Origin of the sequence: Streptomyces sp. NBC_01261 (assembly GCF_036226385.1) — a bacterium.
In the GTDB taxonomy this organism is placed as follows: Bacteria; Actinomycetota; Actinomycetes; order Streptomycetales; family Streptomycetaceae; genus Streptomyces.
The window spans coordinates 1,277,348-1,299,603 of sequence record NZ_CP108463.1 but is presented as its reverse complement, the minus strand read 5'-3'; the positions used below and the strand labels follow the sequence as shown (position 1 = coordinate 1,299,603).

The 22,256-nt window shown below is 70.3% G+C and carries 20 protein-coding genes; 12 read left to right on the top strand and 8 right to left on the bottom strand.

Features of this window, described 5'->3' with window-relative positions; all coding sequences use genetic code 11:
- Positions 1 to 432 precede the first annotated feature (432 nt).
- The 3 genes from OG226_RS05740 to OG226_RS05730 are packed head-to-tail and all read right to left on the bottom strand — an operon-like array spanning position 433 to position 3,153.
- Positions 433 to 1,191, bottom strand: a complete 759-nt coding sequence (locus tag OG226_RS05740) for an SDR family NAD(P)-dependent oxidoreductase (protein WP_329348165.1) — start codon at positions 1,189 to 1,191, stop codon at positions 433 to 435.
- A 49-nt stretch (positions 1,192 to 1,240) separates the two neighbouring features.
- Complete coding sequence (locus tag OG226_RS05735; RefSeq protein WP_328675603.1) at positions 1,241 to 2,005, bottom strand: SDR family NAD(P)-dependent oxidoreductase; 765 nt, start codon at positions 2,003 to 2,005, stop codon at positions 1,241 to 1,243.
- A 23-nt stretch (positions 2,006 to 2,028) separates the two neighbouring features.
- Complete coding sequence (locus OG226_RS05730; RefSeq protein WP_329348164.1) at positions 2,029 to 3,153, bottom strand: acyl-CoA dehydrogenase family protein; 1,125 nt, start codon at positions 3,151 to 3,153, stop codon at positions 2,029 to 2,031.
- A 141-nt stretch (positions 3,154 to 3,294) separates the two neighbouring features.
- On the opposite strand from OG226_RS05730, the gene OG226_RS05725 reads away from it, so the two are divergent.
- Positions 3,295 to 4,467, top strand: a complete 1,173-nt coding sequence (locus OG226_RS05725) for a thiolase family protein (RefSeq protein ID WP_329348163.1) — start codon at positions 3,295 to 3,297, stop codon at positions 4,465 to 4,467.
- A 27-nt stretch (positions 4,468 to 4,494) separates the two neighbouring features.
- On the opposite strand, the gene OG226_RS05720 is transcribed toward OG226_RS05725, so the two are convergent.
- Positions 4,495 to 5,973: an aldehyde dehydrogenase family protein gene (locus OG226_RS05720; RefSeq protein ID WP_329348162.1), complete on the bottom strand. Its 1,479-nt coding sequence runs from the start codon at positions 5,971 to 5,973 to the stop codon at positions 4,495 to 4,497.
- A gap of 190 nt (positions 5,974 to 6,163) precedes the next feature.
- Here OG226_RS05720 and OG226_RS05715 point away from each other — a divergent pair, with 190 nt between their 5' ends.
- A complete protein-coding gene (locus OG226_RS05715) occupies positions 6,164 to 7,423 on the top strand; it encodes an amidohydrolase family protein (RefSeq protein WP_328675599.1) in 1,260 nt (419 codons plus the stop codon).
- A 77-nt stretch (positions 7,424 to 7,500) separates the two neighbouring features.
- Here OG226_RS05715 and OG226_RS05710 read toward each other — a convergent pair whose 3' ends face one another.
- Complete coding sequence (locus OG226_RS05710; RefSeq protein WP_329348161.1) at positions 7,501 to 8,505, bottom strand: LLM class flavin-dependent oxidoreductase; 1,005 nt, start codon at positions 8,503 to 8,505, stop codon at positions 7,501 to 7,503.
- A 63-nt stretch (positions 8,506 to 8,568) separates the two neighbouring features.
- A complete protein-coding gene (locus OG226_RS05705) occupies positions 8,569 to 9,342 on the bottom strand; it encodes an enoyl-CoA hydratase/isomerase family protein (protein WP_328675597.1) in 774 nt (257 codons plus the stop codon).
- 129 nt (positions 9,343 to 9,471) lie between these two features.
- On the opposite strand from OG226_RS05705, the gene OG226_RS05700 reads away from it, so the two are divergent.
- The 3 genes from OG226_RS05700 to OG226_RS05690 are packed head-to-tail and all read left to right on the top strand — an operon-like array spanning position 9,472 to position 12,358.
- The gene (locus tag OG226_RS05700; protein ID WP_328675596.1) at positions 9,472 to 9,780 is read left to right on the top strand and encodes a hypothetical protein; all 309 of its coding nucleotides are present in this window, start codon (positions 9,472 to 9,474) and stop codon (positions 9,778 to 9,780) included.
- Between the two features lie 41 nt (positions 9,781 to 9,821).
- A complete protein-coding gene (locus OG226_RS05695; RefSeq protein WP_328675595.1) occupies positions 9,822 to 11,336 on the top strand; it encodes a class I adenylate-forming enzyme family protein in 1,515 nt (504 codons plus the stop codon).
- The gene (locus OG226_RS05690) at positions 11,333 to 12,358 is read left to right on the top strand and encodes a phosphotransferase family protein (protein ID WP_328675594.1); all 1,026 of its coding nucleotides are present in this window, start codon (positions 11,333 to 11,335) and stop codon (positions 12,356 to 12,358) included. Before OG226_RS05695 ends, OG226_RS05690 begins: the two co-directional genes overlap by 4 nt.
- On the opposite strand, the gene OG226_RS05685 is transcribed toward OG226_RS05690, so the two are convergent.
- Both OG226_RS05685 and OG226_RS05680 read right to left on the bottom strand, forming a co-directional pair.
- The gene (locus tag OG226_RS05685; RefSeq protein WP_328675593.1) at positions 12,355 to 13,131 is read right to left on the bottom strand and encodes an SDR family NAD(P)-dependent oxidoreductase; all 777 of its coding nucleotides are present in this window, start codon (positions 13,129 to 13,131) and stop codon (positions 12,355 to 12,357) included. The genes OG226_RS05690 and OG226_RS05685 overlap by 4 nt on opposite strands.
- A complete protein-coding gene (locus tag OG226_RS05680) occupies positions 13,128 to 14,447 on the bottom strand; it encodes an acyl-CoA dehydrogenase family protein (protein WP_329348160.1) in 1,320 nt (439 codons plus the stop codon). Before OG226_RS05680 ends, OG226_RS05685 begins: the two co-directional genes overlap by 4 nt.
- A gap of 113 nt (positions 14,448 to 14,560) precedes the next feature.
- Between OG226_RS05680 and OG226_RS05675 the strand changes: the two genes are divergently transcribed.
- The 7 genes from OG226_RS05675 to OG226_RS05645 are packed head-to-tail and all read left to right on the top strand — an operon-like array spanning position 14,561 to position 22,227.
- Complete coding sequence (locus tag OG226_RS05675) at positions 14,561 to 15,793, top strand: CaiB/BaiF CoA transferase family protein (RefSeq protein ID WP_329348159.1); 1,233 nt, start codon at positions 14,561 to 14,563, stop codon at positions 15,791 to 15,793.
- 40 nt (positions 15,794 to 15,833) lie between these two features.
- The gene (locus OG226_RS05670) at positions 15,834 to 17,033 is read left to right on the top strand and encodes a cytochrome P450 (protein WP_329348158.1); all 1,200 of its coding nucleotides are present in this window, start codon (positions 15,834 to 15,836) and stop codon (positions 17,031 to 17,033) included.
- A gap of 8 nt (positions 17,034 to 17,041) precedes the next feature.
- A complete protein-coding gene (locus tag OG226_RS05665) occupies positions 17,042 to 17,515 on the top strand; it encodes a VOC family protein (protein ID WP_329348157.1) in 474 nt (157 codons plus the stop codon).
- Positions 17,506 to 18,609, top strand: a complete 1,104-nt coding sequence (locus OG226_RS05660; protein WP_329348156.1) for an acyl-CoA dehydrogenase family protein — start codon at positions 17,506 to 17,508, stop codon at positions 18,607 to 18,609. Before OG226_RS05665 ends, OG226_RS05660 begins: the two co-directional genes overlap by 10 nt.
- A gap of 29 nt (positions 18,610 to 18,638) precedes the next feature.
- A complete protein-coding gene (locus OG226_RS05655) occupies positions 18,639 to 20,135 on the top strand; it encodes a class I adenylate-forming enzyme family protein (protein WP_329348155.1) in 1,497 nt (498 codons plus the stop codon).
- A 44-nt stretch (positions 20,136 to 20,179) separates the two neighbouring features.
- Positions 20,180 to 21,430, top strand: coding sequence for an FAS1-like dehydratase domain-containing protein (locus OG226_RS05650; protein WP_329348154.1), 1,251 nt, complete (start codon positions 20,180 to 20,182; stop codon positions 21,428 to 21,430).
- Positions 21,431 to 21,462: 32 nt separating this feature from the next.
- The gene (locus OG226_RS05645; RefSeq protein WP_329348153.1) at positions 21,463 to 22,227 is read left to right on the top strand and encodes a crotonase/enoyl-CoA hydratase family protein; all 765 of its coding nucleotides are present in this window, start codon (positions 21,463 to 21,465) and stop codon (positions 22,225 to 22,227) included.
- The last annotated feature ends 29 nt before the right edge of the window (positions 22,228 to 22,256 follow it).

The following is a 22,256-nucleotide window of genomic DNA, read 5'->3' as shown; positions in this document are numbered from 1 at the left end:
CCGCACGCTGCGTGACGAACCGTGACACGTTTCCGGACGGTGTCCGGCGACGGCGGACTGGGCGGCCGGCAGCAGGTCTCGCCGCGATGCCTGTGCCGGTTACCTGGGCGCGCTCCATGACCGCGACATCACCACGGACGCCGTAATCGACTTCGACGCACTGCGTTCGGACGAGCCCGAACTGCCCGATGTCGATGGCAAGCTACGTCGTCTGGCCGACAACGCTCGCGCCGGGGAGACGTCACCCGCGAAGCCGAGGGCGTGGCCCTTGCCGCCGAACGGGAGCGCATCCTCTACCGGAGAGTGAGGGCTTTCCGGCTCGCGGCCCGTGGTGTCATCGGCAACTCCGACTGATTCTCGGCTACTTGAGGTACTGCCGAGGAAGTGGACGATGTGGCCCAAGTCCGGTCGGCACGAACGCTTCCCGGGACGCTAGACCGAGAGCGCGAACCCGCCCGTCACCCGCAACGTCTCACCCGTGATGAAGGAAGCCTTCGACGAGACCAGATACAGCAGTGCCTCGACGATGTCCCGTTCCTCGCCCTCCCGTTGGAGGATCTGCTCGCCCAGAACCCGCCTCGCCTCGGCCTCGGACAGTTCGGCGCGGACCGTGTCGGTGAAGATCAGGCCCGGGGCGATCGCGTTGACGCGGATGCCGGCGGCGGCGAACTCGCGAGCGAAGGACACGGTCAGTCCACGTACGGCGAGTTTGGAGACGCCGTAGATGCTGCGGTTCGCGTAGGCCGCCGACGAGGAGATGTTGACGATGGCGGCACCGGCGCGCCCCCGCATGGCCCGCTGTGCCGCGAGGGAGCAGATGATGACGCCCATGACGTTCACGTCGAGCACGCGGCGCACGTTGGCGAGGCCGAGTTCGGTGAACGGTCGGTTGTAAGCGGCGTGCAGGCCCGCGTTGTTGACGAGGATGTCGAGGCCGCCGTGTCGTTCTATGACCTCGGCGATGACCGTCTCGACCGCGCTCTCGTCGGCGATGTCACATGCCACCCCGGTCACGCTGCCGCCGGCGGCGGTGAGTTCGGCGGCGGCGGCCCGCGCCGCGTCCCCGTCGATGTCGGCGAGCACGACGTGCGTACCCCGCGCCGACAGAGCCGCGCCGAACGCCTTGCCGAACCCGCGCCCGCCCCCGGTGATGAACGCGACCTTGCCGTGGTGCTCGTCCTGTTCCGGCATTACGTATGCTCCCGTCGTCGTCGTGGTTCCAACCAGCGCCGCACACCGGTCACTTGGGCCCGAACCGCTGTCCCGCGTCGAGCCGCAGGCACTGGCCGTTCAGCATCGGGTTGTCGACGATGGCGAGCGCGAGCTTCGCGTACTCCTCGGGGCGGCCCAGGCGTTTGGGGAACGCCGCGTCCTTGACCAGGACCGCCCGCGCCTCGTCGGGGATCCTCTCGACGGCGCCCGTGTCGAACAGACTGGGGGCGATGGCCAGGACACGGATGCCAAGTGAGCCGAGATCGCGGGCCATGGTGAGACACATCCCGGCGATGGCGGCCTTGGCGGCCCCGTAGGCGACTTGGCCGACCTGCCCCTCGAAGGCGGCGATCGACGACGTGTTGATGATGACGCCGCGCTCGCCGTCCGGGTCCTCGGGCTCGTTCCGGCTCATGTGCGCGGCGGCGAGCCGGCTGACGTTGAAGGTTGCGACGGTGTTGAGGTCGAGCACCCGGCGGAAGGTGTCGAGGTCGTGCGGCCCGCTCCTGCCGAGCGTCCGCTTCGCCGTACCGCCGCCCGCGGTCGTGATCGAGACGTGCAGCCCGCCGAGCGATTCGACGGCGGTGGCCAGCGCGCTTTCCGTCGCCTCGAAGTCGGTGACGTCGACCGGCTGGAAACGCCCGCCCAACGCCGCCGCGACCTCGGCACCGGCCGACGCCGGACGATCGAGTACGACGACGTCGGCGCCGCGTGCCGCGAGCAACTCGGCGCTGGCGCGCCCCATTCCGGAGGCACCGCCGAACACCACGGCCTTCTTGCCTTTGATCTCCATCGGTCGATTCCCTTTCGCTCGGCTCAGGCGGACGCGGAAGACCGCTGGAGGAGGGTGCAGAGCCGGTCGCGGTGGACGGCGGTGTCCCCGTGGAGCACCCGGTCGGCCCTGGCCCGGCGCAGGTAGAGGTGGAGGTCGTGCTCCCAGGTGAAGCCGATGCCACCGTGCAACTGCAGTGCCCTGGCGGCGACTTCACCGCTACCGGCCGTGGCGTAGGAGGCGGCGGCACAGGCCGCGCGGGCGGCGTCGTCGATGCCGGCATCGATGGCCATCGCCGCGTAGTACGTCGCCGCACGGGTGCCGTGCACGAGCAGTGCCATGTCGGCGCAGGCGTGCTTGACGGCCTGGAAACTTCCGATCGGCCGCCCGAACTGCACCCGGCTGCCGGTGTGTTCGACGGTCAGCTCCAGCATCCGCCCCATCACGCCGAGCGCGTCCGCACACCGCAGGACGGACGCCTCGTCGAGCAGGGCCTGGATGTCGGCCGGCCCGCCGTCGAGACGGGCGTCGAACGGGACGCGTACGGCGTCGAGCCGGACCTCGTGGAACGCGCGGGTGGGATCCAGCACGCGCTGACGCCGGACCGTGACACCGGGGGCCGCGCGGTCGACGAGGAAGGACGCCGGCTCGCCCTCGTGGCGCGCGGTGACCAGCAGCCAGCGGGCGCCGCCGGCGTCCTGCACCACGGTCTTGACGCCGTCCAGGACGACCCGGTCCCCGTCCGTACGGGCGGTCGCGCGGACCCCGTCGAGGGTCCAGGGCGCGTGCGGCTCGGCGAAGGCCCACGTGGCCCAGCCCTCTCCGGCGGCGAGCGCGGGCAGTACCTCGCCGCGCAGCCGCTCGGAACCTCCGTAGGCGATCGCCCGGCCGACGACCGCTGTCGGCAGGAACGGGCCCCGGCCGAACGCGCGCCCGATCTCCTCGGCGACCAGGGCGAGTTCGACCAATCCCTGGCCGGACCCGCCGTACTCCTCGGGCAGGGCAAGACTGGGCCAGCCGAGGTCGGAGGTCAGCCGCCAGAGTTCGGGGTCGACGTCCTCGGTGCCGTCCATCGATGCTCGTACGAGGGCGATCGGGGCCCGGTCGGACAGCAGGTCGCGCGAGGCCTCGCGCAGCATGGCCTGCTCCTCGCTGAGCTCGAAGTTCACCAGCCACCACCCGTTCCACGGCAGATCGACGGCAGAGCCACGGCATGAAGAAGGTATCCTCTTTTAGAGAATCGGTCGAGATCCTGGGGTGCTTCTGGGCGTTCTTCCGCGTCGTGTGACGAGTTGAGTATCATGAATTGCATGACTGATGCCGTTCTGCTCGCCGCCTGCCGCACCGCGATCGGTACCGCCCACAGGGGAACGCTGCGTGACACGAGCGCCTTCGACCTCGCCACCGTCGTCGTACGCGAGGCGGTGCGACGCTCCGGGGTGCCGCTCGAACTGATCGACGACGTCGTCCTCGGCGAGACCCTGGCCGGCGGCGGGGACATCGCCCGCTACGCGGCACTCGAAGCGGGGCTGACCCATGTGCCGGGCCTGGCGCACAACCGGCACTGCGCCTCGGGACTGTCGAGCGTGGCGACCGCCGCCGCGGGCGTACGCGCCGGAATGGACCGCGTGGTCGTCGCGGGCGGAACGCAGTCCTCCTCGACCGCGCCGGCGGCCCGGCGCCGGATTCCGGGCACCGACGACTGGCAGGACCCCTGGATGTCGCCCTCGCACGTGCCGACCCGGGAGGCGCCCAACGACGACATGGCCACCCTCGTCGGCTGGAACGCGGCCCGGCTGGCCGGCATCTCCCGTCAGGAGATGGACAGTTGGGCGCTGCGCTCGCACCAGCGGGCCGTGCGGGCGATCGACGGGGGACGGTTCGCCGACGAGATCGTCCCGGTCGAGGTCATCGACCGGGACGGGACGAAGTCCGTGTTCGACACCGACGAACACCCTCGGCGCGACACCAGCATCGAGAAGCTCGCGGCGCTGAAGGTGCTGCACCCCGAGATCGACGGCTACTCCATCACCGCGGGCAACTCCAGCGGGGTGAACGACGGTTCGGCCGCGGTCGTCGTCGCCTCCTCCGAGGTCGCCGCCGAGTACGGGCTCGCGCCGCTCGCCACCGTACGGTCGTGGGCGAGTGTCGGCGTCGACCCCGTCGAGACGGGACTGGCCCCGATCGCCGCCATCCGCAAGGCACTCGACCGCGCCGGGCTGCGGATCGAGGACGTCGACCTGTTCGAGGTCAACGAGGCGTTCGCCGCCGTGGCCGTCGCCGCCACCCGGGAGCTGGACCTCGACCCGGAGCAGGTCAATCCCTTCGGCAGCGGGTGCAGTCTCGGGCATCCGATCGCGACCACCGGCGCGCGCATGGTCGTCACGCTCGCGCACGAGCTGCGGCGGCGCGGGGGAGGGACGGCGGTCGCGGCCATGTGCGCGGGTGGCGGCATGGGATCGGCGATGGTGCTCACCGTGTGACGAGCGGCCCGCCGGGCGGCACACCGGTCAGCGCGCCGCCCAGCTCACCGTCTTCGTCTGCAGATACTCGTCGAGCCCGAACTCGCCCCACTCGCGGCCGAGTCCGCTCTGCTTGTAGCCGCCGAAAGCCGCCCGCGGGTTCACCCCGGCGCTGCCGCCGTTGATCGCGACACCACCGGTCCGCAACCGGGTCGCCATGTCGTACGCGGCCACCGTGTCCGCGCTCCAGACGGCACCCCCCAGTCCGTACGGACTGTCGTTGGCGATGTGCACCGCCTCCTCGTCGGTGCGGAACGGGATGACGACGCCGACCGGTCCGAAGAACTCCGTCCGGGCGACGGCCATCCCGTTGTCCACGTCGGCGAAGAGCGTGGGTTCCAGGAAGTAGCCCTTGTCGAGACCGGCCGGGCGCCTGCCGCCGCGGACGATACGGGCGCCCTCCTCCTCGCCGATCCGGATCAGCTTCTCGACCTTGTCCCGCTGGGCCGCGCTGATCAGCGGCCCCATCGTGGTGGCCGGGTCGGCGGGGTCGCCGACCCTGACATCTACCAGGGCCGCGCTCAACCGGTCGACCAGCTCGTCGTGGACCGACTCGTGCACCAGCGTGCGCGTCAGCAGCGAACAACCCTGCCCCGCATGGGTGGTCATGCCCACCAGCGCGGAACGAACGGCACCGTCGAGATCGCCGTCGGCGCGGACGATGTTGGCGGACTTGCCGCCGAGTTCCAGGACGACCTTCTTCATGGAGGCGGCGGCCTGGGCGTACACGACGCGGCCCACCGTGTCCGAGCCCGTGAAGCTGACGAGGTCCACCATCGGGTGGGTGGTCAGCTCCCGGCCGGCCTCGACGTCGCCGGTCACGATGTTCAGCACACCCGGCGGCAGCCCGGCCGCGTCGGCGAAGTCGCCGAGCAGCAGCGAGTCGAGCGGCGTCTGGGGCGCCGGTTTCAGTACGACGGTGCAGCCCGCGGCGAGGGCGGGGATCACTTTCATCATGCTGAGGAAGAAGGGGAAGTTGTACGCCGGGATCAGCGCGCACACCCCGAACGCCTCGCGCCGCAGCACCCCTTGGGAGATGCCGATGCCCGGCGCTATCGTAGGATCCATCGGACGCTCCCACGCGAAGGCCGGGATCACCCGCTCGGCCATGTCCCGCAGATGCGCCACGGGCACCCGGGTCTGCAGACTCTCCGCCAGCGCCCGCACCGAACCCGCCTCGGCCATGTTGACGGCGACGAGTTCGGGCAGCCGCCGCTCCAACTCCTCCGCCATGCGCAGCAGGACCGCGCCCCGCTCGGCGGGCCTCATCCGTGGCCACGGTCCCTCGTCGAAGGCCCGCCGCGCCGCCTCGACCGCACGACGCACATCCGCGAGCGAGGAGTCGGGAACCTCGGTGAGGGTCTCCTCCGTCGCCGGATTGCGTACGACGATCTGTGCCTCCGAGGTGCCGTCGGTGTGCCGTCCGTCGATGTAGAGCTGGGAAGAGAACGCGTACGTCGTCGTCATGTGTGCCGTCTCCTCATTGCCGTGTCCCAAGGTTGAGTGTACTGAATTAGCGGAGGGAGGTCAGGAGTGTGCACCTTTTATTGACTCGACCGGTCGGTACAGCTAACTTCGCAGACATCTGGGGGTCGGCCTTTTGGCTACGGACGACGGAGTTCGAAGAGAGGTACCGCCTGTGTTCAAGGAATTTGTGGTGTCCGGCGATTCGCACATCATCGAGCCGGTCGATCTGTTCAGGACCCGGCTGCCGAAGGAGTTGCGTGAGCGTGCTCTGTGGGAGGAGGAGTTCACGCTGGACGAGCCGATCGTGCCGGGTGGGCACACGGAGTTCAAGAAGCTCCACACCATCGGGTTCGACGGCTGGACGATCTCGAAGTACCGCCAGACGGGCGGGGAGACCCCGGACGGCGATCCGGAGCACATCCTGCGGGACATGGACTTCGACGGCGTCGACGCGTCGGTGATGTTCCCGAATCTGTCGCTGTTCGTGCTGTTCACGGACGATCACGAGTTGTCGATGGCGCACGCGCGGGTGTGGAACGACTACCTGGTGGAGCGCTACCTGCCCTACAGGGACCGGTTGCGTCCCACGGCGGCGATCCCGATCACGGACGTCCCCGCGGCGGTGGCGGAGATCGAGCGGATCGCGCGGCTGGGGCTGGGTGCGATCCTCCTCCCGGAGATCCCGCCCCAGCCGTACTACTCGCGGGAGTACGACCCGATCTGGGCCGCCGCCCAGGCGCACGGCCTGCCGGTGTTCATCCATGTGGCGACCGGCGGCGTGAAGGTGAAGCAGGAGATCTCCGGGACGGCGCAGACCGTGCGGGGACTGATGACGTCGATGAACATGGGCAAGGGGAACCTGACCGACGACATGGTGGCGGGCCGGACGATGGGCTTCGCGGCCGGTGCCGGGGTGGCGGGTCCGCAGGGCATCATCGCGAGCCTCGTCGGCGGCGGTGTGTGTGAGCGTTTCCCGGATCTGCATTTCAACCTGATCGAGTACACGGCCGGCTGGCTGGTCTCCTTCATGGGGTACATGGACAAGGCGTGGAAGACGGGTACGGGTCAGGATCCGGACTGGTGGCTGGGTTTCTGGGACGACAACCGTCCGGCGACCGAACAGCCTTCGATGGGGCGGCTGTTCGCGATCAACGACAAGTGGCCCTACCCGCTCAAGCCGACCGAGTACGTCCGTCGGCAGATCCACGTGCAGTTCGCGGACGACCCCACGGCCGTCAAGGCGCGGCACATCACCGGTCTGTCGACGGTGATGTGGGGCAATGACTATCCGCATGCGGAGGGGACTTTCCGCAGCAGTGCGGAGTGTGTCGCGGAGAACTTCGAGGGGGTGAACGACGAGGACCGTGCGGCCATCCTGGGCGGCACCCTCGCGGACGTCGTGCACTTCGACAAGAGCAGGAAACTCGCCCCGGCCACCGAAAACGCCTGACCCGCGAAACGGCGTTTCAGGGTACTGAAACGCGATGGCAGCGGCGGGCGGCCCGAGGGTGCCGCCCGCCGCTTCTCTCACGGTGTGGGCAGTTCGTCGATCAGGGCGAGGGAGGCCCGGGCGTACGCGGCCCGGCGCCTCTGGCTCACCAGGAAACTCGGGGGCGCGAAATAGCCGACGTCACGGGGCAGCGAACCGGCGCGACGGGCGAGCATGTCCTTCGCGTCGGCCGTCGTCCCGCACACGGCGATCCCGGCCAGCATCTCGTCGGTGACGGCGGCGGCCATCGCGTCGGTGTCACCGGCCCGGAACGCCTTCCTCAGTTGGGCCACCGGGCCCTCCCAACCGTGGTGGGCCACGAACGGGTCGTATGTCTTCACCGTCAGATAGAAGGCGATCATGCGCCGGGCGTCGGCCACGGCGCGTTCGGGGGCGGTGTCGTCGACCGCCGTGATGACCCAGCCGTGCTCCAGCGGCGGCTCGGCGTGGCCCGCGGCGAGCGTGCCGCGTTCCACCGACGGGCGTACGACGTCGTTCCACCAGGAGCCGGTGAACAGCCCGTGGCCGATGACGCCGTCGGCGACCCGGCCCGCGGTGGCGGCCATGCGGGTGTTGAACGCGGCGAGCAGGACCGGGATGTCGAGCCGGCCGAGCACGGGTGCGCGGACGTCCGCGTCGATCGAGTAGAACTCGCCGGAGTAGCGGACCTGCTCACCGTTTTCCGCGTGCAGCCAGGCGCGGACCGCGCCGACGGTCTCCGCGATCCGGTCCACCGGGCGGTCGGCGGGCACGTCGAGCCAGTCGCGGTTGATGCGGAACGCGGCGCTGCCCAGGCCGAGGAAGAGCCGCCCCGGCGCCTGGGCGTGCAGTTGGCGCAGCGCGGTGGCGTGCGCGTACGGGGTGCGGGCGAAGGCGTAGGCGATGGCGGGCCCCGCCAGGGCGTGCTCGGAGTTCGCGACGATCTCGGCGAGGGTGAGGTAGGCGTCATGGTCGACGAACTCGCCGGCGCAGAAGGCACCCGCACCGGCCTCCTCGGCCTCACGTGCCACCTCACGGCCCGGCCAGGGCATGCCAAAGCGCATCGGAGCCAGCCCTCCATGGAACGTCATAATAAAGGATACTGTTTTATGGAGCGTAGGGGAGTGTCAGCGCAGTGTCCACCGCCTGCGGGGCACCGCTGCGCGATCTACTTCCGCCTTCCCGATCGGGTTTCCGATCTGGGTGTACGACAGTCCCGTGCGCAGCGCCTGGGTGCGGGTCGCGTCCAGGGACTCCCAGATCGCGCGGACCGTGCCCTGGATCGCGGCCGGCGGTTTGGCGGCGATGACGCGCGCGATCTCGTCCGCCCGGTCCCAGAGCTGTTCGCCCGGCAACACCTCGCTGACCAGGCCGATCTGGAGAGCGCGTGCGGCCGACAGGCGTTCGTCCAGACCGAGCAGCGCGATGCGCAGGGTCTCGCCGAGCGGGATGCGGCGGGCCAGCCCGATCGGTTCGAGGGCTGCGGTGAGTCCGTAGCTGACATGGGGGTCGAAGAAGGTCGCGTCCTCCGAACAGATCAGGATGTCGGCCTCGTTGAGCCAGTAGAACGCGCCGCCGGCGGCCATCCCGTGCACCGCGCAGACCAGGGGTTTCCACACCTGGTTCAGCTTCGGCGACAGGAATTCCCCGGGGTCGGTCTGCGACCACGCGTTGGGATGCCGGTCGATGCCCTCCTTCACGTCCATGCCGGTGCTGAACGCGCGCTCGCCCGACCCGCGCAACACGACGACGTGCACGTCGTCGTCGGTCTTCACCCTGTCCCAGAGCGCGGAGAAGTCCTCCAGCATCCGCTGGTTGAAGCTGTTCATGGCCTGCGGCCGGTTCAGCGTGACCGTGGCGACATGGTCGCTCACCTCGAACAGGACGGTCTTGAGATCCATCCGGCGACTCCGTTCGTCAGCTCGGTATGTCGGCTCGGTTCGTCATCTCGACGCGATCGAGGTAAGTAGTATACTTTTTTCTGGTCTTCGGGTGCCCGGAACGGAACAAGATCCGCGGAGGAAGCTGCGATGAGGCCACGAGTGGGACAGATGCTCGCCAGTACGGTGGACACGACGGCGGTGATCGTCGTGCGCTGCCCTGACAGCGAGTTGGACATCACCTGCGGCGGTGCCGCGATGATCGAGGGAACCGCGCCGGGGGCCGTCACCGGCACGGCCGACCCGGACCTGATGGGCGGTTCACTCCTCGGCAAGCGCTACGCCGACGAGGACCTCGGACTCGAACTGCTCTGCACGAAACAGGGACAGGGCACGCTCGCGGTCACCGGCGTGCCCCTGCCGGTGAAGAGCGCCAAACCGCTCCCGGCCTCGGACTGACAACCGGGAAGACTGAGAAACGGGAAGCGGGAAGTGCGCCGATGAACGTCTCGATGATCCTGGACATGGCCGCCGAGGGCTTCGGCGACCGGGTCGTGATCGGCCGCGCACAGGACGGGCTCACTCCCGTACGGCTGCGCGAACTGGCCGCCGGCGGGGCCCGGTCGGTCCGCGCGGCCGATGCCGACGCGATCGTGTACCTGGCGACGAACGGCCCCGCCTTCGCTGTCGCCCAGTTCGCCGCCGCCCACGCCGGTGTTCCACTGATCCCGGTCAACTACCGCCTGGGCGAAGAGCAGTTGGACGCCCTCCTCGCGAACCACCCGCGCGCTCTGGCCATCGCCGCTCCCGACCAGGCCATGGCTCCGCGCAGGGCCGGACTGACGGTCCGCGGCCCGGCCGCGTGGCTCACGGAGGCAGCCGCGAACGTCGACGGCGCCATGGGACCGGCACCATCGCCCGACACCCCCGCCGTACTGATCTACACCAGCGGAACCACCTCGGCTCCGAAGGGCGTGGTCCTGCGTCACCACAACCTCGTGTCGTACGTGCTCGGCACGGTGGAGTTCGCCGCGGCGGACCCGGCCGAGGCGGCGCTGATGAGTGTGCCGCCCTACCACATAGCCGCCGTCTCCAATGTGCTGACTAACCTCTACGCGGGCCGGCGCACCCTCACCCTCGACCAGTTCAGCCCCGAGGGCTGGCTCGCCCTCGTCAGGGAGCAGCGCATCACGCACGCGATGATCGTGCCGACCATGCTCGCCCGGATCATGGACACGGCGGGGCTGGACCGTTCGGTGCCCTCCATGCGCTCGCTGGCCTACGGTGGAGCCAGGATGCCGGTGCGTGTGATCGAGACGGCACTGCGCACCTGGCCGCGCGTGGACTTCGTCAACGCCTATGGCCTGACGGAGACTTCGTCCACCGTCTCGGTGCTGGGCCCGGCCGAACACCGGGCGGCTGTCGCGAGCGACGACCCGGTGGTGCGCGCCCGGCTCGGGTCGGCCGGACTGCCGGTGCCGGGCATCGAGATCGAGGTCCGGGCGGTGGACGGGCAGCCTCTCGGCGCGGGGGAGACCGGACAGATCTGGGTGCGCGGCGAGCAGGTCTCGGGGGAGTACGCGGGGCAGGGCTCCGCGGTCGACGAGCAGGGCTTCTTCCACACCCGGGACCGGGGCCGCCTCGACGCGGACGGCTATGTCCACATCGAGGGCAGAGCCGACGACACGATCATCCGCGGCGCGGAGAACATTGCGCCCGCCGAGATAGAGGACGTTCTTCTACGGCACCCGGACGTGCTCGACGCCGTGGTGGTCGGTGTCCCGGACGAGGAGTGGGGTCAGCGCATCGAGGCCGTCGTGGTGGCGCGCGACGGCGCGAAGGCCGACGCCGGCGCGCTGCGCGCGGCCGTACGCGGCACACTGCGCGGATCGAAGACCCCGGACCGCATCACGTACTGGACCGAACTCCCGCGCACGGTGACCGGCAAGCTGGTGCGCCGCGACATCGTGGCGGCATTGACCGCACCCGGGAACGGGACGAAGGGGCAGCCTTGAGCGTCGCCACCAACAGCCCCGCGCTGATACGGGAGTTGACGGATCGGACAGCCGCCGTGGTCGGCGGCTGGATACCCGGCGCCACGGTGGAAGGCGTCGAACCGCTCACCGGCGGCACGTCGAGCCTGACGTATGTAGCGGCCCTGGCGGGTGTCCCGGCGGGCTACGAGCGCGTCGTCCTCAAGGTGGCACCGCCCGGCCTGGCCCCGGTCCGCAACCGGGACGTGCTGCGCCAGGCACGGCTCATGGCGGCCCTGGCCGGGCAGCCGGGCGTCAGGGTGCCGAAGGTGCTGTTCTGCGACGCGGGCGAGCCCCCCGAGAGCCAGCCCTTCGTGGCCATGGAACTGGTGCCGGGGGAGTGCGTCGAGCCGGTGCTGGTGCCGCGCGGCACGCTGACCCAGGGGGAGGTGCGGGGGCGTGCCCTGGACGCGGCGCGCATGCTGGCCGCCCTGCACCGGGTGGATCCGGCGCGTACGGCGCTCGCGGCGGAGCCGGTGGTGACGCTCGCCGGGGAGATCGACCGCTGGACGCGGGCGTTCGGTACCGTCTCCGACGACCTGCGTACCGGGCATGAAGCGGTCGCGGACCGGTTGCACGCGACCGTGCCCGCCGCGATGACGCCGGTGTTCACCCATGGCGACTACCGGCTCGGCAACACGTTGTGCGCGGACGGTTTCGTCACGTCGGTCATCGACTGGGAGATCTGGTCGCGCGGCGACCCCCGCGTCGACATGACCTGGCTGACCTTCTTCACCGACGAGGCCCGCCACCCCGCCGCCCTGTCGGACGAGCCCACCGGCATGCCCGGCAGGGCCGAACTGGTCGACGCCTATGAGGAGTCGCGAGGCGAACCGCTTCGGGACCTGCCGTGGTTCGAGGCACTCACCAAGTACAAGGAGTCGGCCGCGACCGCGCTGTTGATCAAGCGGGGCAGAAAGACCGGGCAGTTGAACACCATGCACCGGCGGATGCTGCCCGCGCTGCCCGAACTGCTAAAAGAGGCACTGGAGTTGCTCGGCTAGTACAGCCCGCCGTCCACCCGGATCAGCGCCCCCGTCGTGTAACTGGACGCGTCGCTCGCCAGATACAGCGCGGTACCGACGATCTCCTCCGGCTGCCCGGGACGTCCGATCGCGCTGCGCGTGGTCTGCCGCTTCTCCTCCGCCCAGGCCTGGGAGATGTCCGTGAGGAACGGCCCGGCCGAGATCGTGTTGACCCGTACGGTCGGGCCGTACTCCAGGGCGAAGACCGTGGTCAGGGCGTTGAGGGCGGCCTTGGCGCCGGCGTACGGGCCGAAGCGTGGCTGGGGCATCAGGGCGCCGGAGGAGGAGACGTTGATGATCGAGCCGCCGCCCGCGTCGGCCATCCGCCGGCCGATCAACGAGGCCAGCCGGAACGGGCCCTTGAAGTTGACGCCGATCACTTTGTCGAAGAGTTCCTCGCTCGTGTCGGCGGAGGAGGGGGCGAGGGGCGACATGCCGGCGTTGTTGACCAGGACGTCGATCTTGCCGAACTCCTCGTAGGCCGCGTCGGTGAGCCGGCCGAGGTCGTCCCAGTGGCCGACGTGGGCGGCGACCGGCAGGGCACGCCGGCCCAGGCCGCGGACCTCGGCCGCCGCGGTCTCGCACGCGTCGAGCTTGCGGCTGGCGATCACGACGTCGGCACCCGCGCCGGCGAAGGCGCGCACCATCGCGAGACCCAGGCCGCGGCTGCCGCCCGTGACGAGCGCGACCTTGCCGGACAGGTCGAACAGGGCTGCCGGAGCCGGGGACTTGGTGTCACGCCGCGCGCTCATGCCTCCACCCGGCCGGAGAGGCTCTCGTCGTCGAGGATGTGCGCGTACCGCTTGCGGGCGGCCTCCAGCCTGGGCGGGATGTGCTCGCTGGGGAACAGTCCCTCGGCCGGCCGGCGGTTCTTCAGCAGCTGCTTGGCGATCGTGGTGCGGTGGACCTCGGTGGGGCCGTCGGCGAGGGCCAGGTTCGGTGCGGCCATCCACCATTTCGCCAGCGGGAGTTCGTTGGTGGTGCCGAGCGAGCCGTGCAGGTGCAGGGCGCGCTGGATGATGTCGTGCAACACCTTCGCCGTCTGGACCTTGCACATCGCGATCTGGGTGCGGGCGGCGCCGTGCGGCTGGGTGTCGATGATCCAGGCCGTGTGCAGCACCAGCAGCCGGAACTGCTGCAACTCCACCCAGGAGTCCGCGATGAACTGCTGCACGGCCTGCTTCTCGGCGAGAAGAGTGCCCTGAGTACGCCGGGACAGCGCGCGCTCGCACATCATGTCGAAGGCACGGGCGCACTTGCCGACGGTCCGCATCGCGTGGTGCACCCGGCCCCCGCCCAGCCGGGCCTGGGCGACCTTGAAGCCCTCACCGGGGCCGCCGAGCATGGCGTCGAGCGGGACCCGCACCCGGTCGTAGCGGATGTAGGCGTGGATGCCCTCGTCGAGGGAGTCGCGTTCGTCCATCGTGCCGACGTTGCGCTTGATCTCGATGCCGGGTGTCTCGGCCGGGACGATGAACATCGACATCCGGGCGTGCGGCGCGGCCTCCGGGTCGGTGACGGCCATGACGATGAGGAAGGCCGCGTACCGGGCGTTGGAGGAGAACCACTTCTCCCCCTCGATCACCCACGCGTCCCCCTCGCGCGTGGCCCGGCACACGAACTCCTTGGGATCGGCTCCGGCCTGCGGTTCCGTCATCGAGAAGGTGGAGACGATGTCCCCGTCGAGCAGGGGCCGCAGATAGCGCGCCTTCTGTTCGCCGGTGCCGAACATCGCCAGGATCTCGGCGTTGCCGGTGTCCGGGGCCGCCGTGCCGAAGACCGTGGGCGCCCAGTAGGAGCGGCCGAGGATCTCGTTGAGGTAGGCGAGCTTCACCTGGCCGTAGCCCGCCCCGCCGAGTTCGGCGCCGAGGTGGCAGGCCCACAGGCCCTGGGTCCGGACCTGGTCCTGGAGCGGCCGCAGGATCGCGCGCGCCTTCTCGTTGCGCGTGTCGTACGGATCGCCGCCGTGCGGGAACAGGAGGTCGAGCGGCTCGATCTCCTCCCGGACGAAGGCCGCCGCCCAGTCCAGTTTGTCCTGGAACTCGGGTTCGATCGAGAAGTCCAGCATCGGCTCTCCGGAAGGTGCGGGGCGGACGGTGACGGCAAAACAGTATACTTTTTAGCGAGGTTCGGTCCATACTCGGAGCGCGTGACGGCAGATTGAGTATGAGGAGTTGGTCGATGCGCAGGCCGATGGAGGGCGTTCGCGTTCTCGAAGTAGCCCAGTTCACCTTCGTCCCGGCGGCGGGCGCCGTGCTCGCGGACTGGGGCGCCGATGTGATCAAGATCGAGCACGCCGAACGCGGCGACGGACAGAGGGGGTTGGTCCGGGTCCTCGGCTACGACGCCACCAGCAGGGGATCCTCGTTCTTCCCGATCGTGGAGGGACCCAACCGGGGCAAACGCAGCGTCGGCCTCGCCCTGGAGAAACCGTCGGCCCGCAAGGCGTTCGAGGAACTGGTCCGCCGCAGCGACGTGTTCCTCACCAACTTCCTGCCCGAGGCGCGCACGAAACTGCGCATCGACGTCGAGGACATCCGGGCGATCAACCCGGACATCATCTACGTACGCGGCAGTGGCTTCGGCCCGCGAGGCGACGAGGCCACCAAGGGCGGCTACGACAGCACCGCCTTCTGGGCGCGCGGCGGCAGCGCCGCCGGTGTCACACCGGCGGGTGCCGACCGGATGACCCGGATGCCCGCCGGCGCCTACGGCGACTCGATGGGCGGCATGACGATCGCCGGTGGTATAGCCGCCGCTCTCTACTCCCGCGCGACGACCGGTGAACCCTCCGTGGTGGACGTGTCGTTGCTCGCTGTCGGGGCCTGGGCGACCCAGTTCACGGTCAACATGGCGCTGATGAACGGCGGGCCGCTGCCGGAGAACGTCCAGCCCCGGCACGGATCGCGCACCAACCCGCTCATCGGCGCCTACCTCACCTCGGACGGACGCTGGATCGAACTGTCGATGCTGCAACCCGGCCGGTACTGGGCCGAGTTCTGCAAACTCGCAGGCCGCGGTGAACTCGCCACCGACGAACGCTTCGACAGCACCGAGAAGTTGATGGCGAACGCGGCGGAGGCGGCCGACATCGTCGCCGAACTCATCGCGGCCCGCCCCTTCGAGGAGTGGGTCCAGCTCCTCTCCCGCGGGGAGGGCCAGTGGTCGGCCGTGCAGAACGCGTGGGAGGTCGGCCAGGACCCCTCGCTGCGCGCCAACGGACTCATCGCCCCGGTCGTGGACGCCGACGGTGTGGGCCGTGAACTAGTCGCCAGCCCCGTCCAGTTCGACGAGACCCCGGCCGACATCACGCGGGCACCGCAGTTCGCGGAGCACACCGACGAGGTGCTGCGCTCGCTCGGCCTCTCCGACGAGGAGCTGATCGCGCTGAAGATCGACGGGGCGGCGACATGAGCACCGTACGAGAACCGAACAGCGCACGAGAGGAGCCGTGATGAGCGCGACGCTCGAACCCGACGGGACCCACCAGGGCGTCCCCGCCTACCACTTCGACAACCGCCTCGGCGGCCCGGTCCTCAGCCATCAGGAACGCTGGGACGAGATCGCCCGCGCCCACTCCGGATTCCGGAGCACCACCGCACGCGGGTACTGGGTCGTCACCGAGGGCGAGGCCGTGCAGACGGCACTCCAGGACTGGCGGACCTTCTCGAACACGTCCGTGACGGCGCTCGACCCCGACCCCAGATTCCTGTGGATCCCGGAGATGCTGGACCCGCCGCAACACACCGCGTGGCGGCGGCTGTTGGGCAGCGCCTTCTCGCCCAAGACCGTCGCCGCCCGCGAACCGGAGATCCGGCAGGTCGCGTCCGGACTCGTCGACGGGCTGAAGGACAGTGGCTCCGCCGACGTCCTCGACATGTTCGCCCGTCGCTTCCCGACCCTGATCTTCATGCGTCTGATGGGTCTGCCCGAGGAGGATCTCCCGCGGTTCCTCGACTGGATCCACGATCTGCTGCACCTGTCCCATGGTGAGGACCCGGACGGCGAGCGGCAGTTGAGGGCGATGAACGCCGTGTCGGAGTACTTCGAGGAACAGATCGCCGTCCGGCGCGAGGCCCCGCGTGACGACCTCCTGTCCCGCGCCATGGCCTGGACGATCGACGACGAGCCGATCTGCGACCGGGACATGCACGCGTTCTGCGTCCTGCTGTTCCAGGCCGGCTTCGACACGGTCCCGATCTCGATCGGCTGGGCCCTCTACCACTTCGCCACGCACCCGGAACAGCGCAGGGCGATCGTCGACAACCCCTCCCTGATCCCCACGGCGGTCGAGGAGATCCTCCGCGTCTACTCGTTCGTCGTGCCCGCCCGCAAGGCGACCCGGGACGTGGAGATCGGTGGCTGCCCGGTGAGGGCCGGGGAGATGGTGATGCTGCCGCTCGCGGTCAGCAACCGCGACCCCGAGCGCTTCGAGCACCCCCTCGACGTGGACCTGCGGCGCAAGTCCACCAACCACATCGCGTTCGGCTCCGGCCCGCACCGCTGCCTGGGCTCCCACCTCGCCCGCCTCGAACTCAACGTGGCCGTCGAGGAATGGCACAGGCGCATCCCCGACTACCGGATCACCCCCGGCCAGGACCTCGAACAGCACGGCAACATGTACGGCATCAAGCAGCTCCGGCTGGAGTGGTGAGCGACGCCATGGCCTCACCTCTCAACGCAACAGACCTGTACCACACGGGAATTGTCGTTCCGGACATCGAGGAGTGGAAGACCTGGTTCACCGGGATCGCGGGCCACCGCTGGACCGAGACCCAGTCCTTCGACCTCCTCGTGCGCCTGGCCGACGGCGAGCGTGTGCTCCCGCTGCGCTTCGCGTACTCACTGGACGCCCCGCACATCGAACTCGTGCAGGAGATCCCGGGGACACCGTGGACGCCTGCCGGACGCCTCGCCACCCATCACCTCGGCTACTTCTGCGACGACCTGCCGACCACGTCGGCACGGCTGGAGGAGGCGGGCTTCCCGCTGGAGGCCTGCGCGGTGGTCGACGACTCGATGTCGATCTTCGCCTACCACCTCGACCCGTACGGCGTCCGCATCGAGATTGTGGACCGCACCCGCATGCCCGACTTCGCCGCCTACCTCCGCTCCAAGGCACCGACGTGGCACTGACGTTCACCGAGGAGCAGGAAGAACTCCGCACGACACTGCGGCGGTTCCTCGCCGACAAGGCGCCGAGCGCGGCGGTGCGCCGCGCGATGGACTCCGACGAGGGGCACGACCCCCGGCTGTGGCGACAGATGGCCGACCAACTCGGCCTGCACGGACTGGCGTTGCCGGAGGCCTACGGCGGATTCGGCGGCGGCCCGGTCGAGTTGGGGATCGTACTGGAGGAACTCGGCCGGGTGCTGCTGCCGTCGCCGTACTTCGCGACCGTGGCCCTCGCCGGACAGGCCCTCGCGGCCTCGAACGACGAGGAGGCGAAGGCGCGTTGGCTGCCCGGTATCGCCGACGGTTCGACGACCGCCACGCTGGCCCTGGCGGAGGAGAGCGGGTCGTGGCGACTGGAGGACATCGAGACGTCCGCCGAGCACGGGACGGTCTCGGGCACCAAGATGTTCGTCGTCGACGGCCACACCGCGGACCTGATGCTCGTCATGGCCCGCACCGGCACGGGACCCGGGCTGTTCGCCGTCGACGGTGACGCGCCCGGCGTGACCCGGACCCGGCTGGAGACCCTCGACCCGACCCGGCGGCTGGCGCGCGTCGACCTCGACGACGTGCCCGTGCGACGGGTCGGCCCGGACGGCGACTCCTCACCGTATCTGCGCACCGTGCTCGATCTCGTCGCCGTGGCGCTCGCCGCGGAGCAGGTCGGCGGAGCCCGGGCGTGTCTCGACGCGGCCGTGGCGTACGCGAAGGTCCGCGTGCAGTTCGGGCGCCCCATCGGCTCCTTCCAGGCCGTCAAGCACAAGTGCGCGGATCTGCTCGTCCAGGTCGAGGCCGCCCGGTCGGCGGCCTACCACGCGGCGGCCGTGGCCGCCGAGGGCTCGTCCGAACTGCCGGTGTCCGCGGCGCTCGCCGCGGCCTGCTGCGCGGACGCCTTCAGTCACGCGGCCAAGGAGAACATCCAGATCCACGGCGGCATCGGCTACACGTGGGAGCACGACGCGCACCTCCATCTCAAGCGCGCGAAGTCGTCGGAACAGTTGTTCGGGGGGCCGGGCATGCACCGGACCCGGTTGGCCGACCTGGTCGGAATCTGAGACCGACGTCCTGTCGAAAGGCTGATCACGTGGGAATCCGCGACCGCCTGTCCCGTCTGCTGGCCGAAGCGCCGGCGGCTGCCGAGGCGATCGAGTACGACCGGAACTGGTGGACCTGGGGACAGGTCCAGCGGACCGCGAAGGGACTCGGCGAAGCACTCGACGCGATGGGCCTGCACGCCGGAGCCCGCGTCGGGGTCGTCCTGGAGAACCGGCCCGAGCACGTCGCAGTGGTCGCCGCGGTGATCGCCTCCGGGCGCTGCCTGGTCATGCTCAGCCCGCTCCAGCCCGCCGCACGCCTCGCGGCCGACATCGCCCGCTGCGGGCCACCCGTCGTGGTGTCCGGCGCCGACGCCCTCGCACGCGAGGGCGTCCTCGACGCCGTGACCACGTACGGCGCCGCCCTCGAACTCGCCGCCGACGGGACCCTGCGGCCCGCCGGCGGCACGGCACCCACCGAGGCACCGACCCGCCCGGGGATCGCCGTGGAGATGCTCACCTCCGGCACCACAGGCCCCCCGAAACGCGTCCACCTGCGCATCGGGCAACTCGACCAGGCCCTCGTTTCCGGCGGACAGACTCCGAAGCCGAGCAGGCTCCTGTCGGAGTCGGCGTCGCTCGTGGCCGCACCGCTCGTGCACATCGGCGGCCTGTGGCGGGCGCTGGCCTGCCTCGCCACCGGACGCCGCATGCTCCTGATGCCGAGGTTCGCCGTCGAACCCTGGGTGAGCGCTGTCGAACGCCACGGACTCCGGGCGGCGAGCCTGGTACCGGCCGCGCTGCGCGCCGTACTCGACGCCCACGTACCGAAGGAACGCCTCGCCACCCTCCAGGTGGTCACCTCGGGCACGGCACCGTGCCCGCCCGAACTCGCCGACTCCTTCCACCGGACGTACGGCGTCCCCGTCCTGATGACCTACGGCGCGACCGAGTTCGCCGGAGCCGTCGCCGGCTGGACCCTGCCGTTGCACGACCGCTGGTGGGAGCGCAAGGCCGGCAGTGCCGGACGCGCCTTCGCCGGCGTCGAGTTGAGGGTGACCGGCGAGGACGGCACCGAGCTGCCGGTCGGCCGGACCGGGTGCCTGGAGGTCCGCACCGAGCAGAGCACGCACGGCGGCCGGACCTGGGTGCGGACCAGCGACCTGGCCCGGATCGACGCCGACCGGTTCGTGTGGATCGAGGGCCGCGCCGACGACGCCATCATCCGCGGCGGCTTCAAAGTCCAGCCCGAGACGGTCAAACGCGTCCTGGAGACCCACCCGGCCGTACGCGAGGCGGCAGTTGCCGGACTGCCCGACCTACGGCTCGGCGAAGTGCCGGTCGCGGCCGTCGAGTTGGAGCCCGGGCTGCGCGCACCGGACGCCGCCGAACTCACCGCCCTGTGCCGCGCCCACCTCACCCCGTACGAGGTGCCCACCCACATCGTCGTCCTCGACGCACTGCCCCGCACCCCGTCAAGCAAGGTGAGCCGCGTCGAACTGCTCGACCTCGTACGGGCCCGGCTCGCCGAGCACAGCAAGGCCTGAGCGTCCCAAGGAGGAACCGCGGTGTCCAGCAAGGAGGTTGAGCGGTGAGTGATACCGAGGAGAAGGCGGCGGAGCGGTTCGGCGTGCTGACGGACGAGGCGGTCGAACGCTCCCGGCGCCGCCTGGGCGTACCCCAGCCGCAACGCAATCCACCGCACAACTACGAGGTGACCTGGGACGGTTCGCGCCACTTCGCCTACGGCTACGGCGACGCCAACCCGCTCTACTGCGACCCCGAGTACGCGGCGAAGACCCGCTGGGGCTCCCTCGTCGCACCGCCGACCTTCCTCTACACGATGGGAGAGGACGCGGCCCCGATCCCGGACCCGGAGACCAAGGCCCTGCTCAAGGGGGACCCCTTCGCGGGGCTCGGCTCCTACCAGGCGGTGATGGAGTTCGAGTGGTGGCGACCGCTTCAACTGGGCGACCGCTGCCGGGTGTTGCAGACCCAGGTCGGGGTCCGGCTCAAGCAGAGCAACTTCGGTGGACGTACCGCACACGTCGTCCGCGACTACCTCTACGCCAACGGCCACGGCGAGATGCACGCCCTGCGACGCGGCACCTGGATCAACGCCGAACGGCACACGTCGAAGAAGCGGGCCAAGGAGGCGCTCGAACAGCAGCCGTACCCGCCCGGGAGACTCGCCGAGATCGACGCGGCGTACGCGGCCGAGAGCAGGCGGGGCGCCGAACCCCGTCACTGGGAGGACGTCGAGGTCGGCGAGGAACTGCAACCCCGGGTGAAGGGGCCGCTGACCACCACGGACGTGGTTGTCTGGCACCTGGGCTGGGGCATGCAGCTCACCCCGCCCGGGGCGTTCGGGATCGCCGCGGCCGTGCGACGCAAGGCTCCCGGCCTCTACCCGCCCAACCGGCTGGGCGTCCCGGACACCGTCCAACGCCTGCACTGGGAACCCGAACGCGCCCGGGAACTGGGCCTGCCCAACCCCTACGACTACGGCGGCATGCGCGAGACCTGGCTCTGCCATCTCCTCACCGACTGGATCGGCGACGACGGTTGGCTGTGGAAACTCCGCTGCGAACACCGCAGGTTCAACTACCTCGGCGACACCACCTGGGTACGCGGCACCGTCGTCGACAAGCAACAGGTGGACGGCCGGAGCGAGGTGCACATCGAGGTGCGCTGCGAGAACCAGCGCGGCGAAGTCACCACACCCGGCACGGCAGTTGTGCTGCTGCCGACCAGGGAGCGGGCCGTCGAGCTTCCCTCGCCGCCCGCCCCGGACCTGGACGGCATGGTCGCCCGCGAACTGGAGCGGTTCGCGGTCAAGTGATCGGCAATCGAGAACGAGCATCAGGAGGCAGGATGTCGGACGAAGTGCTGGTGGAGCGCCGGGGCGCGGTCCAGGTCATCACGATCAACCGTCCTACGGTGAAGAACGCCCTCGACGCGGGAGTGGCCGCCGGAGTCGCCGCCGCCGTGGACGAGCTGGACGAGTCGGACGAGCTGCGGGTCGGCGTGCTCACCGGGGCGGGCGGCACGTTCTCGGCGGGGATGGACCTCAAGGCCTGGCTGCGCGGTGAGAGCCCCGCGATCGAGGGCCGCGGGCTGTGCGGGATCACCGTCACCCCGCCCCGCAAGCCACTGGTCGCCGCGGTCGAGGGCTGGGCGCTGGCCGGCGGCTTCGAGCTGTTGCTCGCCTGTGATCTCGTCGTGGCGTCCCGCACGGCACGGGTCGGCGTCCCGGAGGTGACGCGGTCCCTGGTGGCCCGGGCCGGCGCGGCACTGCGCCTGCCCCAACGGGTGCCCTACGCCATCGCGTTGGAGCTGCTCCTGACCGGCGCGCCCATCACCGCCGTGCGCGCGGCCGAGGTCGGACTGGTCAACCGGCTCACCGACGAGGGCGGCGCGCTCGCCGGCGCCCTGGAACTTGCCACGACCATCGCCGCGAACGGCCCCCTCGCCGTTGCCGCGACCAAGCAGATCGCGCAGTCCGCCGCCGACTGGACGCTGGAGGAGGGCTGGATCCGGCAGGCCGAGATCGCGTCGCCGGTGTTCTCGTCCGAGGACGCGCGCGAAGGCGCCGCCGCCTTCGCGGAGAAGCGGCCACCGGTCTGGAAGGGACGCTGACAGCGCCCCAGCACAGTCGGATCGTCAAC

Bases quoted from the DNA above. Each gene is read 5' to 3' on its own strand.
- OG226_RS05740 (WP_329348165.1), bottom strand. From the start codon at position 1,191: ATGCCGGAACAGGACGAGCACCACGGCAAGGTCGCGTTCATCACCGGG.
- OG226_RS05735 (WP_328675603.1), bottom strand. From the start codon at position 2,005: ATGGAGATCAAAGGCAAGAAGGCCGTGGTGTTCGGCGGTGCCTCCGGA.
- OG226_RS05725 (WP_329348163.1), top strand. From the start codon at position 3,295: ATGACTGATGCCGTTCTGCTCGCCGCCTGCCGCACCGCGATCGGTACC.
- OG226_RS05720 (WP_329348162.1), bottom strand. From the start codon at position 5,973: ATGACGACGACGTACGCGTTCTCTTCCCAGCTCTACATCGACGGACGG.
- OG226_RS05710 (WP_329348161.1), bottom strand. From the start codon at position 8,505: ATGCGCTTTGGCATGCCCTGGCCGGGCCGTGAGGTGGCACGTGAGGCC.
- OG226_RS05705 (WP_328675597.1), bottom strand. From the start codon at position 9,342: ATGGATCTCAAGACCGTCCTGTTCGAGGTGAGCGACCATGTCGCCACG.
- OG226_RS05700 (WP_328675596.1), top strand. From the start codon at position 9,472: ATGAGGCCACGAGTGGGACAGATGCTCGCCAGTACGGTGGACACGACG.
- OG226_RS05695 (WP_328675595.1), top strand. From the start codon at position 9,822: ATGAACGTCTCGATGATCCTGGACATGGCCGCCGAGGGCTTCGGCGAC.
- OG226_RS05685 (WP_328675593.1), bottom strand. From the start codon at position 13,131: ATGAGCGCGCGGCGTGACACCAAGTCCCCGGCTCCGGCAGCCCTGTTC.
- OG226_RS05680 (WP_329348160.1), bottom strand. From the start codon at position 14,447: ATGCTGGACTTCTCGATCGAACCCGAGTTCCAGGACAAACTGGACTGG.
- OG226_RS05675 (WP_329348159.1), top strand. From the start codon at position 14,561: ATGCGCAGGCCGATGGAGGGCGTTCGCGTTCTCGAAGTAGCCCAGTTC.
- OG226_RS05670 (WP_329348158.1), top strand. From the start codon at position 15,834: ATGAGCGCGACGCTCGAACCCGACGGGACCCACCAGGGCGTCCCCGCC.
- OG226_RS05665 (WP_329348157.1), top strand. From the start codon at position 17,042: ATGGCCTCACCTCTCAACGCAACAGACCTGTACCACACGGGAATTGTC.
- OG226_RS05645 (WP_329348153.1), top strand. From the start codon at position 21,463: ATGTCGGACGAAGTGCTGGTGGAGCGCCGGGGCGCGGTCCAGGTCATC.